At 72.5% G+C, this 13,516-nt stretch carries 10 protein-coding genes; all 10 read right to left on the bottom strand.

Annotated features, from left to right (window positions below; translation table 11 throughout):
- Positions 1-108: 108 nt before the first annotated feature.
- The 10 genes from ACTWNK_RS14790 to gmk all read right to left on the bottom strand — a co-directional run bounded on the left by ACTWNK_RS14790 (position 109) and on the right by gmk (position 13,498).
- Positions 109-2,331 (bottom strand): primosomal protein N', encoded by a 2,223-nt coding sequence (locus ACTWNK_RS14790; RefSeq protein ID WP_474304521.1) that lies wholly within the window; start codon positions 2,329-2,331, stop codon positions 109-111.
- Between the two features lie 279 nt (positions 2,332-2,610).
- Entirely contained in the window at positions 2,611-3,858 is a 1,248-nt protein-coding gene (locus tag ACTWNK_RS14785; RefSeq protein ID WP_474304520.1) for a LuxR C-terminal-related transcriptional regulator, read from the bottom strand.
- Positions 3,859-3,915: 57 nt separating this feature from the next.
- Positions 3,916-6,186, bottom strand: a complete 2,271-nt coding sequence (locus ACTWNK_RS14780) for an ATP-binding protein (RefSeq protein WP_474304519.1) — start codon at positions 6,184-6,186, stop codon at positions 3,916-3,918.
- A gap of 138 nt (positions 6,187-6,324) precedes the next feature.
- The gene (gene metK, locus ACTWNK_RS14775; RefSeq protein WP_474304518.1) at positions 6,325-7,512 is read right to left on the bottom strand and encodes a methionine adenosyltransferase; all 1,188 of its coding nucleotides are present in this window, start codon (positions 7,510-7,512) and stop codon (positions 6,325-6,327) included.
- A gap of 169 nt (positions 7,513-7,681) precedes the next feature.
- Complete coding sequence (locus ACTWNK_RS14770) at positions 7,682-8,050, bottom strand: hypothetical protein (RefSeq protein ID WP_474304517.1); 369 nt, start codon at positions 8,048-8,050, stop codon at positions 7,682-7,684.
- 215 nt (positions 8,051-8,265) lie between these two features.
- A complete protein-coding gene (locus ACTWNK_RS14765; RefSeq protein WP_474304516.1) occupies positions 8,266-9,048 on the bottom strand; it encodes a PspA/IM30 family protein in 783 nt (260 codons plus the stop codon).
- Between the two features lie 128 nt (positions 9,049-9,176).
- The gene (locus ACTWNK_RS14760) at positions 9,177-11,078 is read right to left on the bottom strand and encodes a TPM domain-containing protein (RefSeq protein ID WP_474304515.1); all 1,902 of its coding nucleotides are present in this window, start codon (positions 11,076-11,078) and stop codon (positions 9,177-9,179) included.
- A gap of 334 nt (positions 11,079-11,412) precedes the next feature.
- A complete protein-coding gene (coaBC, locus tag ACTWNK_RS14755) occupies positions 11,413-12,597 on the bottom strand; it encodes a bifunctional phosphopantothenoylcysteine decarboxylase/phosphopantothenate--cysteine ligase CoaBC (RefSeq protein ID WP_474304514.1) in 1,185 nt (394 codons plus the stop codon).
- Positions 12,598-12,861, bottom strand: a complete 264-nt coding sequence (gene rpoZ / locus ACTWNK_RS14750) for a DNA-directed RNA polymerase subunit omega (RefSeq protein ID WP_474304513.1) — start codon at positions 12,859-12,861, stop codon at positions 12,598-12,600.
- Positions 12,862-12,865: 4 nt separating this feature from the next.
- Positions 12,866-13,498: a guanylate kinase gene (gene gmk / locus ACTWNK_RS14745; RefSeq protein WP_474304512.1), complete on the bottom strand. Its 633-nt coding sequence runs from the start codon at positions 13,496-13,498 to the stop codon at positions 12,866-12,868.
- Between the last annotated feature and the right edge of the window lie 18 nt (positions 13,499-13,516).

Genomic DNA, 13,516 nt, shown 5'->3' with positions numbered 1-13,516 from the left:
TGCGCGCCTCCCCAAGCGCGCAGATCGTCGATGGCTCGGTTCACCCATTCGATCGACACAGGAAGACGCTAACGGCTTACCTCCTGCACCGCGAATCGGCGATACAGGCTATATCAGGTCTAGAGGGTCGACACTGACCCTCACGACATCTGCCGACTTACGCGCCGCTCGTACCCCTGTGGCCCCTTTGAGCGCTGCCGACAGGGCCGCACCACTGGCGCGCGGCACCCTGATCATGGCCCGTTCCTGCGGCTCCTGCTGCCACACGGGTTCGGCCCCGGCCTCGATCACGGGGGTGTCCGCCCGGCCCAGCGCCGCCGCGGCCCTGGCCGCACGGCCCGGCTTCCGCGGCGCCGGAGCGGGCGTCGCACGCCGTACCGGCTCCAGGGGGACGGGGCCGAGGACCTGGGCGTCGTCGGGCAGGCGCAGTTCGCCGAGCATCTCCCTGACGGCCGAAGGCGTGCCGGTCAGCGTCGCCATCCGCACCGCGGGCGGGAAGCCGAGCTCGGTGCGGTCGGCCAGCTCCCTGTCGGCATGCGTGAGCGGATCCCACCGCAGCAACGCCTGTACGGCGGGCAGCACGGCGTCGGCCAGCACGACGAGCTCGGCGCCCGGACGCAGCAGGGCGGCGGCGTTCATCCACCGGCGTACGGCCTCCTCCGAGGCCCGCAGGTCCGCCCTGCCGAGCAGCGCCCACCCGTCGAGCAGCACGGCGGCGGCGTACCCCTCCTCGGCGACCGGCTCGGCCCCCGGTGTCGAGACCACCAGCGACCTGCCCGGCCCGACCGATGCCAGCACGCCGTCCTTGCCCGACGTGCGCACGGCCGTCGAGGGGAAGGCGCGTCCGAGCTCCTCTGCCGTGCGCCTGGCCCCCACCACGACCGCGCGTACCCGCTGACCGCCGCACGAGGGACAGCGCCAGCCGGTGGCGACCCGGCCGCACCAGCGGCAGTGCGGCGCCGCGTGCCCCGTGCGCAGCGCCAGAGGACCGTGGCACGCCTGCCCGCCGCCGGGCCCGGCCAGGCCGGAGCCGTCGCCCGAACGCGTGGGCGGCAGCTCGCACCTGGCGGGCCGGCGGCAGCCCTGACAGGCGAGCGCCGGAAGGTAGCCGCGCCTGGGCACCTGCACGAGCACGGGGCCGGACTCCAGCCCCTGCTGCAGCGCACGCCAGGCGAGGCTGGGCAGTCTGGCCTGCCGGGCGGCGGCGTCGCGTGCGAGCTCGCCGTCCTCGCCCGCCGGGCGCACCCGGGGCGCCAGGTCCCTGACCGTCTCCCTGGCCGCCATGATCTGCCTGGCCCATCCCGAGGCGACCAGCCTGGCCGCCTCGGCCGTACGCGCGTAGCCGCCGAGCAGCATCCCCGCCTCCGAGCGGTGCGAGCGCAGCGCCAGCACCTCACGGGCGTGCGGATAGGGCGCGAGACGTTCGGCGTGCACGTCGTCGCCGTCGTCCCACAGCACGACCAGGCCCAGGTCGTGCACGGGGGCGAAGACGGCCGCCCTGGTGCCGACGACCGCGCGCGCCTGGCCGCGCAGGACCTTCAGCCAGCGCCGGTAGCGCTCGGCGGGCCCGAGATCGGCCGTGATCGCCACGTGCACGCCCTGGCCGAGCGCATCGGTGAGCGCACGGTCGGCCGTCTCGACGTCTCGCCCGTCGGGCAGCACGACGAGCGCGCCACGCCCGCCGAGCAGGGTGGCGCGCACGGCCTCGGCGACGGGTACGGCCCAGCCGACGTTGCCCGGCAGCGCTCCCCACACCGCACGCGGCGCCCTGCCCTCGGTCAGGGCGTCGAGGAAGGAACGGCCCATGGGATAGCGCTCCCACGCCCGCCCCTCCCGCTCCGCCTCCGTCAGGTCCGGCGCGGGCCCGGCGGGCTCGGCCTCGGCGCGGGCGTGCCGTGGGGGCACGGCCAGGCGCAGCACGTCGGCCAGGGTGCCCGCGTAACGGTCGGCGACGGCTCTGGCCAGGGAGGCGATCTCGGGGGTCAGCACGGGTTCGGGCGAGACGACGCGTTCGAGCGGGGTCAGCCTGCCGGTGTGCTCGGTGTCGTCGGCGCGTTCCAGGACGAACCCGTCGACGAGCTTGCCCGCGAACCGCACCCTGATCCGCACGCCGGGCACGGCCGTCTCAGCCATGTTCTCGGGCACCAGGTAGTCGAAGAGCCGGTCCAGATGCGGCAGCGGGTTGTCCACGACAACCCTGGCGACCGGCGACGAGGCGGCGGGCACGGGCGCGCCCTTGGTGTCCTTGGCGGTGTCCTTGGCCGGGGGCGCCTGCCGGGGCCGCACGTCGTCGAGCGACAGGAGGGCGTCATCGGAGTCGGAGTCGGTCACGGATTACGTCTACCAGACACCACGCCCCCGCACGCCCACGGGAACACCGCCACCCGCGACCGGACGACGCGGACGCCACCCGGCGGGCGAGGCCGCGGACGCGCCCCGCCCGCGCGGTGGGCGGCCGGCTGGGCGGCGAGCACGGAGCACCTCGTCCGACCGGGGACCCCTCACCCGTTGGCGCCGGACGAGCGCTGGGAAGCGCGTCCGTGCCGTTCGTCACCTGCTGGCCCCTCCATGCTCTGCTGGCACCCCCTCGCTTGATATCGGTATATATGCCTATCCTCGTACCGAAGCGGTGACCCAGGCGGCCACCTGCGTCCGGGACGCCAGATGCCCCTTGGCCAGAATGTTGCGCACATGCGCGTCCACCGTGCGCTTGGAGATGACCAGCTCCCCGGCGATCTCCAGATTCGTCAGGCCCTTGGTGATGAGGATCGCGACCTGCGCCTCCCTGGCGCTGAGCACGTCGGCCCACGCCGTGCGCTCCCGGCTCACCCGGGGCGCGGCGGCCGTCGTCCTGGTCCCGTACGCGGCCGACAGGCGGCTGCGCGCCCCCTCCTCCAGGCGCTGCAGGCCGTACACGCGGTAGGGGTGCAGCAGGCGGTAGCGCACTCCGCCCTCGCGCAGCACGACCGAGCCGTCGACCAGGTCGCCCAGCACCCGGGCCACGCGTACCTCGGGGATGCCCGCCTCCACGCCGAGCGCCTCGGCCACCTCCAGCTCGAACCAGCCCTTCATCACCGACAGGGCCGCCCAGAACGTCCGCTGCTCGGCCCCGCACAGCGCGTAGCTCCACTCCACCAGCGCGGTCAGGTCCCGATGCCTGGGCAACGCGTTGGTACTGCGCAACGCGACCGGCGCCAGATGCCCCCGGGTACGGCGCAGCAGTTCCTCGGCCGACAGCATGCGCGAGGTGGCGGCGGCCAGCTCGACCGCGAGCGGCAGGCCGTCGAGGCGGCGGCAGATGGCCGCGACCACGGCGCGGCGGCCGGGCGTCAGCTCGAAGGCCGGATCGGCGGCCAGCGCCCGCTCGGTGTAGAGCAGGACGGCCTCGTCCTCGCCGAGCGGCCCTACGCTCAGCACGCGCTCGCCGGCGACGCCGAGCGGCTGGCGGCTGGTGGCCAGCACCCTGACGTTCGGCGCCCAGCGCAGCATGATCTCCACCAGGCGCGAGATCGGTCCGCAGGCGTGCTCGCAGGTGTCCAGGACGATGAGCGCCCGCAGGTCGCGCAGGGTGGCGGCCAGCGCCTCCGCCGTGCGCCTGCACGCCTTGCCGAACACGGTGGCGAGCTTGTCGACCAGCGACACCTCGTCGCCGACATGGGAGAGCTCGGCGTACCAGACGCCGTCGGGGTAGCGGCGTCCCGCCCTTCCGGCGATCCTGGTGGCGACCCGGCTCTTGCCGACGCCGCCCGGTCCGGTCACGGTGAGCAGCCTGGAGGCGGACAGGCTGCGCAGCCCCTCGGCGATCTCCGCCGTGTGCCCCACGAGGCTCGTGAACTCCGCGGGCAGGTTGCCCCTCACCTGTGACTCATCCCCCACCTCGCCCCGAGCGGCCGCGAGGGCCGATGCCGCCCTTGCCTACGCAGGCGCGCCCTGCGACCTGTGCCCGGCCACCCAGGCCGCGACCTGGCTGCGCCCGGAGTATCCCAATTTCGCGAGGATGTTCGCCACGTGCGTGTCCACCGTCCTGCGCGCCACGACCAGCCGCTGGGCGATCACCCTGTTGGTCAGCCCGTCGGCGATCAGCACGGCCACGTCGCGCTCGCGCGGGGTCAGCGGCGACCAGACGTCGTGCTCGCCGCCGCCGGGGCGCTCGTCCTCCTCGCCCAGCGCGTAGGCGAGCGCCTCCTCGACCGGCAGCGCCGCCGCCGCCCTGGCGTAGTCGGCCCCCATCGCCTCCCGGAGCACGGCCACGCATCTGCGGCTCTCGGCCTCCAGCAGCGCCGAGCCGAACAGCGGCACGACCTCACCGCCCCAGCAGCGGTGCGCCGAGCCGATCAGCCTGGCCGACCTGGCGTGCTCGCCCAGGTCGGCGGCGATCCAGCCGAGCACCTCCATGCAGAAGGCCAGCGCGAACGTCGCCCGCAGCGGTCCCATCGTGCGCAGCGCCGCCCTGGCCTGCCGCTGCGCCTCACCGGGCTCGCCGCGCAGCCGCAGCACCAGGGCCAGCGCCACCTGGGCCCACGCCTCCGTGCTCCGGTCGCCCTGAGCGGCCGCCAGCCGCCTGGCCCTGGTCAGCACCCCGCCCGCCGGGCCGAGACGGCGCTGCATGACATGGGTGAGGCCGAGCTCCACCATGGCGTGCAGCTGGATGACGCCGCCCTCCTCGCCCAGGCCCTGGATGCTACGGCGCAGGTGCGCCTCGGCTCCGGCGAGGTCGCCCTCGGCGAATCCGAGCGTGCCGCGCATCTTGGTCAGGTACAGCGGGCCGCGCGAGCCCAGGACATGGGCACGGCCGGCCACCTGCTCCAGTGATCTGCGGGCCGTCGGCAGGTCGCCCTGGCCGATGGCGATGTGGGCCAGCAGGAGTCTCGCGCCCAGCCTGACGCTCTCCTTGCCCCGGTGACCGGCCAGCAGGCGTTCCAGGTAGCGCCTGCCGTACCAGGACTTGCCGCCGAACACCCACAGGAACCACAGGGCCAGCGCCATCTCCAGGCCGGCCTCGGCGCCGGGTCCGCTGGCGCCGTAGGACTCCAGGGCGGCGCGTACGTCGGGCCACTCGGCCTGGATCCTGATCCAGCCGTCGGTGCGCTCGTCGCGGCCCAGGCGGGTCGAGCCGAGGCGCAGGGCGAGCGAGCGGTAGTAGGCGCGGTGGCGCTCGCGCAGCGGCTCGCGGTCGCGGTCGTCGGGCACACGGGCGAGCGCGAAGTCGCGTACGCCGTTCAGCATGCGGAACATCGTGCGCCCCGAGCTCACGTCCCGCACGATGACCGACTTGTCGACGAGCCCGGCGAGCGCCTGGTACACCAGGCCCTGGGGCAGCTCGTCGTCGGCGCACACGGCCTCGGCGGCGTCCAGGTCGAACAGGCCGGTGAAGACCGTCAGCCGCTCCCAGAGCAGGCGTTCGGCCCGCGTGCACAGCTCGTGGCTCCAGGCGAACGCCGCGGGCATGGTGGCATGCCTGCCCGCGCCGTGCCCTGCGCCGCGGCCTGCGTCGGGTTCGTCCGTCAGCCGCAGCAGCCCTTCGACCGGCAGCTCCCCCGCCCTGGAGGCGGCCAGCTCGATCGCCAGCGGGATGCCGTCGAGCCTGCGGCACAGCTCGGCCACGGCGGCGGCGTTGTCAGGCGTGAGCGCGAACCCGGGCCGCGCCGCGGCGGCCCGCTCCAGGAACAGCGCCACCGACTCCACCTGCGCCAGCTCCGCCGCGGGCAACCCCGCCTCGGGTACGGCCATCGGCCGCACGACCACGATGTGCTCACCCGGCGCCCGCAACGCCTGGCGGCTGCCCGCCAGCACGACCAGGCCCGGAGCGGCGGGCAGCAACGCCTGCACGAGTGCCGAGCAGGCCTCGGCCAGGTGTTCGCAGGTGTCGAGGACGAGCAGGGCCCGGCGGTCGCGGAAGTGCTCGGTCAGACGATCGAGCGAGCCGCCGCGCAGGCCGAGTTCGCGGGCGAGCACGTGTTCGGGCGGCGCGGGCGCGCCGGTCCCGGCCATGTCGACGACGCTCACACCGTCGGGGAAGGCCCTGCGCATGAGCTGGGCCGCGCGTAGCGCCACCCTGGTCTTGCCGACGCCCGCGATGCCGGTCACGGTGACGAACCTGCTGCGCTGGAGCATGCGCCGTACGTCGACGACCTCCTGACGACGCCCGATCAAGCTCGTCAGCCCGGCAGGCGGCGCCGCCATCATGAGTGGACACCCCTCAGACCTTGGACACGGTGCCCCTTGCGGCCACGGTTAAGGGATCTTTCTCCTTTGCGGAACACAGAGAAACCCGATACCACCGCAGAACATACGGTGATATCGGGTTTGTCGTAATGCGTGCGGTCAGAGACCGGCGGCGGTCCGCAGGGCGGCGGCGCGGTCGGTCGACTCCCAGGACAGCCCCTCGCGGCCGAAGTGGCCGTAGGCGGCGGTCTCGGAGTAGATCGGGCGCAGCAGGTCGAGGTCGCGGATGATGGCGGCCGGACGCAGGTCGAACACCTGCAGCACGGCTTCCTGGATCTTCTCCACCGGCAGGGCCTCGGTGCCGAACGTCTCGACGAACACACCGACCGGGTGCGCCTTGCCGATGGCGTAGGCGACCTGGACCTCGGCGCGGTCGGCCAGACCGGCGGCCACGATGTTCTTGGCGACCCAGCGCATCGCGTAGGCGGCCGAGCGGTCGACCTTGGACGGGTCCTTGCCGGAGAACGCGCCGCCGCCGTGACGGGCGTAGCCGCCGTAGGTGTCGACGATGATCTTGCGGCCGGTGAGGCCGGCGTCGCCCATCGGGCCGCCGATCTCGAAGCGCCCGGTCGGGTTGACCAGCAGGCGGTAGCCCTCGATGTCGAGGTCGAGCCCGGCGAGCACGGGGTCGACCACGTGCTCCTTGATGTCGGGGGTCAGCATCTCCTTGAGGTCGATCTCCGCGGCGTGCTGCGTGGAGACGACCACGGTGTCGAGGCGGACCGGCTTGTCGCCGTCGTACTCGATCGTGACCTGGGTCTTGCCGTCGGGGCGCAGGTAGGGCACGTCGCCCGACTTGCGGACCTCGGACAGGCGGCGGGCGAGCCGGTGCGCCAGCGTGATCGGGAGCGGCATGAGCTCGGGGGTCTCGCGGCAGGCGTAGCCGAACATCAGGCCCTGGTCGCCCGCGCCCTGACGGTCGAGCTCGTCGCCCTCGCCGCCCTCGCGGTGCTCGTAGGCGTCGTCGACGCCCTGGGCGATGTCGGGCGACTGGGCGCCGATGGACACCGAGACGCCACAGGAGGCGCCGTCGAAGCCCTTGTGCGAGGCGTCGTAACCGATCTCGAGGATCTTCTCGCGGATGAGGGCGGGGATGTCGACGTAGGTCTCGGTCGTCACCTCGCCTGCGACGTGGACCTGGCCGGTAGTGATCATCGTCTCGACGGCGACCCGGCTCTTGGGGTCGTCCTTGAGCATGGCGTCGAGAATCGCGTCACTGATCTGGTCGGCGATCTTGTCCGGGTGGCCCTCGGTGACCGACTCGGAGGTGAACAGGCGACGTGACAACTCAGTGGCTCCTCATGCAGCGGCTGCTGACGGTCGGCTCCCCGGCGGGCCTGGACCAGCCTGGGAGTGCTCAGGGAAGTTTAGCCCTACCCTGAAGGGCGTCGCGAAATCGTCTCACAGATCGGTCGATTTGGGGCACCCACCACGACGTGCTCGACGCCCCCGGAATTCAGAGATCGGGAAGCGGGTCGCGAGGCATCAGCTCGGGCGCGAACACCTCGGCGTCGGCGGCGGCGACCACGGCGGCGTACTCCTCGTCCACCTCGAACGTCATCGTGCCGAGCTCGATCACCGGGCCGGGCGCGTGCGTGATGGGACCGAGTCTGGTGGCCCTGGGGTGGCTGGCGTAGACCGAGATCGGGCGGTCGTGCCTGAACATCTTGGTGGCGAGCACGGAGATCGTCAGATCGCTGACCACGATGAGGAAGTTCGCGACGCCCGGCGGCCCGATGGAGATCGCGGGGAAGACGTAGCTGATCTTCTCACCCGGACGCAGCAGGGCCTTGCAACGATCCCTGACGGCCGAACTGACCGGCATCGCATCCCCCCGTGGCCACGCCTGCGAACCCTCAGTATCCGCAGGCGGCACCCGGCGCCGCAACACTCGATCGGGTAAGCGCACCGACCGCGCCCACCTGCTCACACACGGCGCGCACGCCCGATATACCGCACCCGCGCCGGGCCTGCCGGACACGGATGCGGCTACGGATGACGATACGGAGGCACCCGTGCCAAGGGCCTGCCGTCCGGGGCTCAGGCGGTGCCGGCGGGCGGGCGCTGCGAGGTGATCTGCGCGGCGGGAGCGGGCATCGGGACGACCTTGGCGCCGCCCGACTTCAGCTCCGCCAGCCTGGCCTCGATCTCGCTCTGCTGCCCCAGGTCCTCCAGCGACTCGAACTGGGCGTCGAGCGAGGACGCGGCCAGCTCCTGCGCGCCGATGACCTTGGCCTCCTCGCGCCTGATCTTCTCCTCGAACCTGCTGACCTCGCTGGTCGGGTCGAGGATGTCGATGCTTTTGATCGCGTCCTGGACCTGCGCCTGGGCCTGCGCGGTCTTCGACCTGGAGACCAGCTCGTCGCGCTTGGACTTCAGCTCGGTCAGCTTCAGCTTCATCTGCTGCAGGCCCGCCTTGAGCTTGTCCACCACCTCACGCTGGGAGGCGATGCCCGGCTCGGCGTCCCTGGCCTCCTTCTCCGAGGCCATCTGCCTGCCCAGGGCGACCTTGGCCAGCGCGTCGAACTTGTCGGCCTCGGCGCTCTGCCCGGCCGCGCGCATCTGGTCGGCGCGCTGGCTGGCGGCCAGCGCCTTGCGGCCCCACTCCTGCGCCGCCCGCACGTCCTCGTCGTAGTCGGCCTCGACCATCCGCAGCCCGCCGATCGTCTGGGCGATCGCCTGCTCGGCCTCCGCGATGTTGTCGGAGTAGTCGCGCACCATCTGGTCGAGCATCTTGCCCGGGTCCTCGGCCGAGTCGAGCAGGGCGTTGATGTTCGCCCTCGCCAGCTGAGCCACCCGCCCGAAGATCGACTGCTTGGTCATCTGCTGTTCCCCCGTGTACGTATCCGCCGCGCGGACCCTTCGCCCGCCGCGTTCCGATCACGCGTGCACCCCGTGCCCCGCGTACCTGTGGTCTGTGGTTTGTGGGTCTGTGGTCTGTGGTCTGTGGGTCAGAACCCGCCCCCCGTGCCCCTGCGTCCGCGGGTGCGGGCGCCGCCGAAGCTGCCCGGCGCAGAGGTCCTGCGGGGTACGGCGCCGCCACCGCCTCTGCTGGGCTGGGCGGCCGATCCCCGCATGCTCTCGATGAGGATGCCGCCGAGCACGGCGCCCATCATGGCTCCGGCCCCGCCGCCCTGCCCCTGGCCCCGGCCCTGCGGCCTGCCGAACGCGCCCGCCTCGCTCCTGGCCGCGCGGCCCGCCTCCTCGGCGAGCGCGTCGGCCCGCTGGGCGGCGGCCAGGGCGTTCACCGGGTCGTCGGACGCCTGCGCCTCGGCCTGGTGCAGCAGTCGCTTGGCCTCGGCCAACCGGGTACGCGCCGTGCTGCCGATCGCGCCCCTGTTGGTGGTGATGAAGTCCTGGGTGGCGCCGATCTCGCTGCGGGCGGCCAGCAGGGCCTGCTCCAGCATGCCCCTGGCCTGCTCCTGCCTGGCCTGCCGATCGCGCACGCCCGCCATGGCCTGGTCGAGTGCCCGCTGCGCCTCCTCCACCCGGCGCAGCGCGGCGATCGGGTCGACCGGGCCCGAGACGACGGCCTGGGCGACCTGGGTGGCGGCTGTCTCGGCGAAGGCGATGTGGGCCGACAGATCGGCGTTCCAGCGTTTGTCGGCGGCCAGCGCCTTGCCCGCCGCGAGGTTGGCCGAGACGAGTTCGAGCGCCGGTCGCAGTCCCACGGCCGCCTGGTCCAGCTCCTCGACCCGGCGGCCGACCGCCTGCAGCAGCTGCCTGGCCTGGTCGACGGCCGACTGGGCGGCCAGCAGCGGCACGACGGCCTTGGAGTTCTCGCCCGCCGCGAGGTCGGCGCGGGCCGCATCGGCGTTCTGGGCGGCGAAGCCGAGCCTGCTGGCCGCCTCGTCGCAGTTGGCGGCGACCGGCGTCAGGGCGCTCGGCGCGTACCTGGTCAGCGCCTCGGCCAGGACCGCCCTCGCCTGGTCGACGGCCGGGGTCACCTCGCGCTGCGCCTGTTCGACGTCGGCCAGCACCTGGGGCGCCTGCGACTCCAGGTCGCGCAGCCGGTCGAACGCCTCGGACTCGGCGTCCAGCCTGGCGTTGGCGTCGGCGCAGCGCGTGAGGATCTCCTGGAGCATCGCCCGGCGCTGTTCGGGCGTTTCCGGTTTGTCGTCGTCGAGCTCCTGGCGCAGCCGGAACGCCTCGCGCAACTCGCCCTTGGCGTACCCGAGCGCCTCGGTGAACCTGCTGGTCGACTCGTCGCCGAACTGCGCCGCCGCGAAGCCGATCTCCTGCTCCGACGTCTTGACCGCGTCGTCGGTCGTCACCAGGGCGCGGCCCGCCTCCAGGTCGAGCTCGTGCAACTGCCCGGACACCTTGGCCGTGCGCCTGCGCCTGACGAAGACGAACACACCCACGCCCACGACGACCACCACGAGCAGCCCGATGAGCAGAGCGGCCCCGCTCCCGCCCCCGCCGGACGGGGCGCCGCCCAGCACCGAGCCGAATCCCTCGGCCGCGCCGATCGCCGCACCCGCCCAGTCGTTGTCCCGCAACGCGGGCACCACGGCCTCCTGCGCCACCCGCGTGACCTGCTCGTCGGTGATCGGCGAGTCGGGCGCCACCGAGATCCCGTAACGCCTCTCCTGCGTGGCGACCGCGAGCAGCAGGTCGTCCCTGCCCATCCCCGTGGCCTGCGCACTGCGATCGGCCCAGGTGGTCGCGTTCATCCCCGAGAAGTCCGGCACGTACGCGACATACAGCCGCACGCCCTCGTCCGACTCCAGCGTGGTGATCGCGCTCTGCACCTCCGGACGGCGCTCGCCGAGCACGTTCTGCGGGTCGGTGATCACCTGGGTGAGATCCATGGGCTCGTCGGCATGCACGGCCGGCGCGAACAGCCCCATCAGCACGACAAGGGCGGCAACCGCGCGTAGAAGAAACCCCACCCGACGCCCCCGTCACGTTTGCGAAGATTCACCCTTCTTGAGTGACTAATCCCCACATAACCCAAACCACACACATGACGGCATATAGCAGTACGCCCAGGTCAGGGCAGTGCCGTGGTGGGGTTGAGCACAGGCCGAGGACACACCGGTCGAGGCAAGCCCAAGCCGGAGTGCACACTGCTCGGGCGTACGCGGGCCAGGGTGTACACAGACAGAAGAACCCTCAAACCAGAGCGCCTTCAGACCAGCACGCCCTCAAGCCGGCGCACCCTCAGACCAGCACGCCCGCCGCTCAAACCAAGCGCTTGGCCGCGAGGTCCCAGACGGTGTCGGCCAGGTCCTCCTTCGGACCCCGTGGCACCTCGACCGCCTCTCCCCCGGCCACCAGCACCACGGCCGCGTTGTCCGGGGTGCCGAAGGCGAGGCCGTTGCCGACCTGGTTGACCACGAGGAGGTCGCAGCGCTTGCGGGCCAGTTTGGCCTGGCCGTTGGCCAGCACGTCGTCGGTCTCGGCGGCGAAGCCCACCAGGACCTGCCCGGCCGTGCGGCGCTCGCCGAGCTCGGCGAGGATGTCGGGGTTCTGCACCAGCGAGATCGCCCCGGGCTCGGCCGACGTCTTCTTGATCTTGGAGTCATGGCGCTCGGCCGGTCGGAAGTCGGCCACGGCCGCGGCCATCACCACGATGTCCGCCTCGGCCGCACGCGAGACGATCTCGGCATGCAACTCCAGCGCCGACTCCACCCGCACGACACGGGCTCCGGCCGGATCGGGCAGTGCGACATTGGCCGAGACGAGGGTGACATCGGCCCCTCTGGCCACCGCCGTGCGGGCGAACGCGTAGCCCTGCAGCCCCGAGGAGCGGTTGCCGATGAAACGCACCGGATCGATGGCCTCACGGGTGCCGCCCGCCGAGATCAGCACCCGCCTGCCAGCCAGGTCGCGCGGACGGCCGGACAGCACGCGACGGCAGACCTGGAAGATCTCCGAAGGGTCGGGCAGCCGCCCCTGGCCGGTGTCGGCGCCGGTCAACCGGCCGACGGCGGGCTCGATGACGATCGAACCACGCTCGCGCAGCGTCGCCACATTGGCACGGGTGGCGGGATGCTCCCACATCTCGGTGTGCATCGCGGGTGCGAACACCACGGGACACCTGGCGGTGAGCAGCGTGTTGGTGAGCAGGTCGCCCGCGAGCCCGTGTGCGGCCTTGGCCAGCACGTCGGCGGTGGCGGGTGCGACGATCACGAGGTCGGCGTCCTGCCCGATGCGCACGTGCGGCACCTCGTGCACGGAGTCCCACACCTCGGTGCTCACCGGATGGCCGGACAGCGCCGCCCACGTGGGCTCACCCACGAAGCGCAGGGCTTCGCGGGTCGGCACCACACGGACGTCGTGCCCGGACTCGGTGAACAGGCGCAGCAGCTCGCACGCCTTGTACGCGGCGATGCCGGCGCTGACGCCCAGGACGACGCTGGGCAACTAGCCCTCGATGGGCTCGGCGTTGAGCAGGCCCTCGGACACCTCGCGCAGCGCGATGGACAGCGGCTTCTCCTGGGCGTGCGTCTCGACCAGGGGGCCGACATACTCCAGCAGGCCCTCGCCGAGCTGGGAGTAGTAGGCGTTGATCTGGCGCGCGCGCTTCGCACCCATGATCACGAGGGAGTACTTGCTGTCGACGATGTCGAGGAGCGCGTCGATGGGCGGGTTGGTGATGCCCTCGGCCACCGGGGCAATGCCTGCCACGTTGTCAGACCTCTCGGTTGGAAACGACTGCGACCCCCAGAGGGTCAGTCATCAAGGCTATCAGCCGGTGGCACACTTCCTGGACGGTCGTGTTCACCAGCGTGGTGTCGAACTCCTTCTCGGCGGCCATCTCGATCCGGCCGGCGTCGAGACGGCGCGCGATGACGTCCTCGGGCTCGGTGCCCCGGCCGCGCAGGCGCTTCTCCAGCTCCTCCCACGTCGGGGGGGCGAGGAAGACGAGCAGCGCGTCGGGCATGCTCTGCCGTACCTGGCGTGCGCCCTGGAGATCGATCTCCAGCACCGTGGGCACACCCGCCGCCAGCTTCTCCAGCACGGCGTCGCGGGGGGTGCCGTAGCGGTTGCCCGCGAACTCGGCCCACTCCAGCAGCTCGCCCGATGCGACCATGGCGTCGAACTCGGCGTCGGTGGCGAAGAAGTACTCCACGCCGTGGACCTCGCCGGGGCGCGGCTTCCTGGTGGTCACCGAGACCGACAGCCACACCTCTGGGTGTGCCCGCCGGAGCTCGGCGACGACCGTGGACTTGCCGACGCCCGACGGCCCTGACAGGACCGTCAGGCGCCTGGAGGGCGGAAAGTGACCTTCGTGCGTCCTTGGAACACTGCTGGACTCGGACACTTCAAACCCCCCGTTGGA

This window comes from Nonomuraea sp. IBHARD001 (genome assembly GCF_056106265.1).
The sequence above is the reverse complement of the archived record's forward strand: the minus strand, read 5'-3'. Positions and strand labels throughout refer to the sequence as shown.

What these genes read in the sequence shown, in the direction of transcription:
- ACTWNK_RS14780 (WP_474304519.1), bottom strand. Translation starts at nt 6,186, where the DNA reads ATGATGGCGGCGCCGCCTGCCGGGCTGACGAGCTTGATCGGGCGTCGT.
- ACTWNK_RS14770 (WP_474304517.1), bottom strand. Translation starts at nt 8,050, where the DNA reads ATGCCGGTCAGTTCGGCCGTCAGGGATCGTTGCAAGGCCCTGCTGCGT.
- ACTWNK_RS14765 (WP_474304516.1), bottom strand. Translation starts at nt 9,048, where the DNA reads ATGACCAAGCAGTCGATCTTCGGGCGGGTGGCTCAGCTGGCGAGGGCG.
- ACTWNK_RS14760 (WP_474304515.1), bottom strand. Translation starts at nt 11,078, where the DNA reads ATGGGGCTGTTCGCGCCGGCCGTGCATGCCGACGAGCCCATGGATCTC.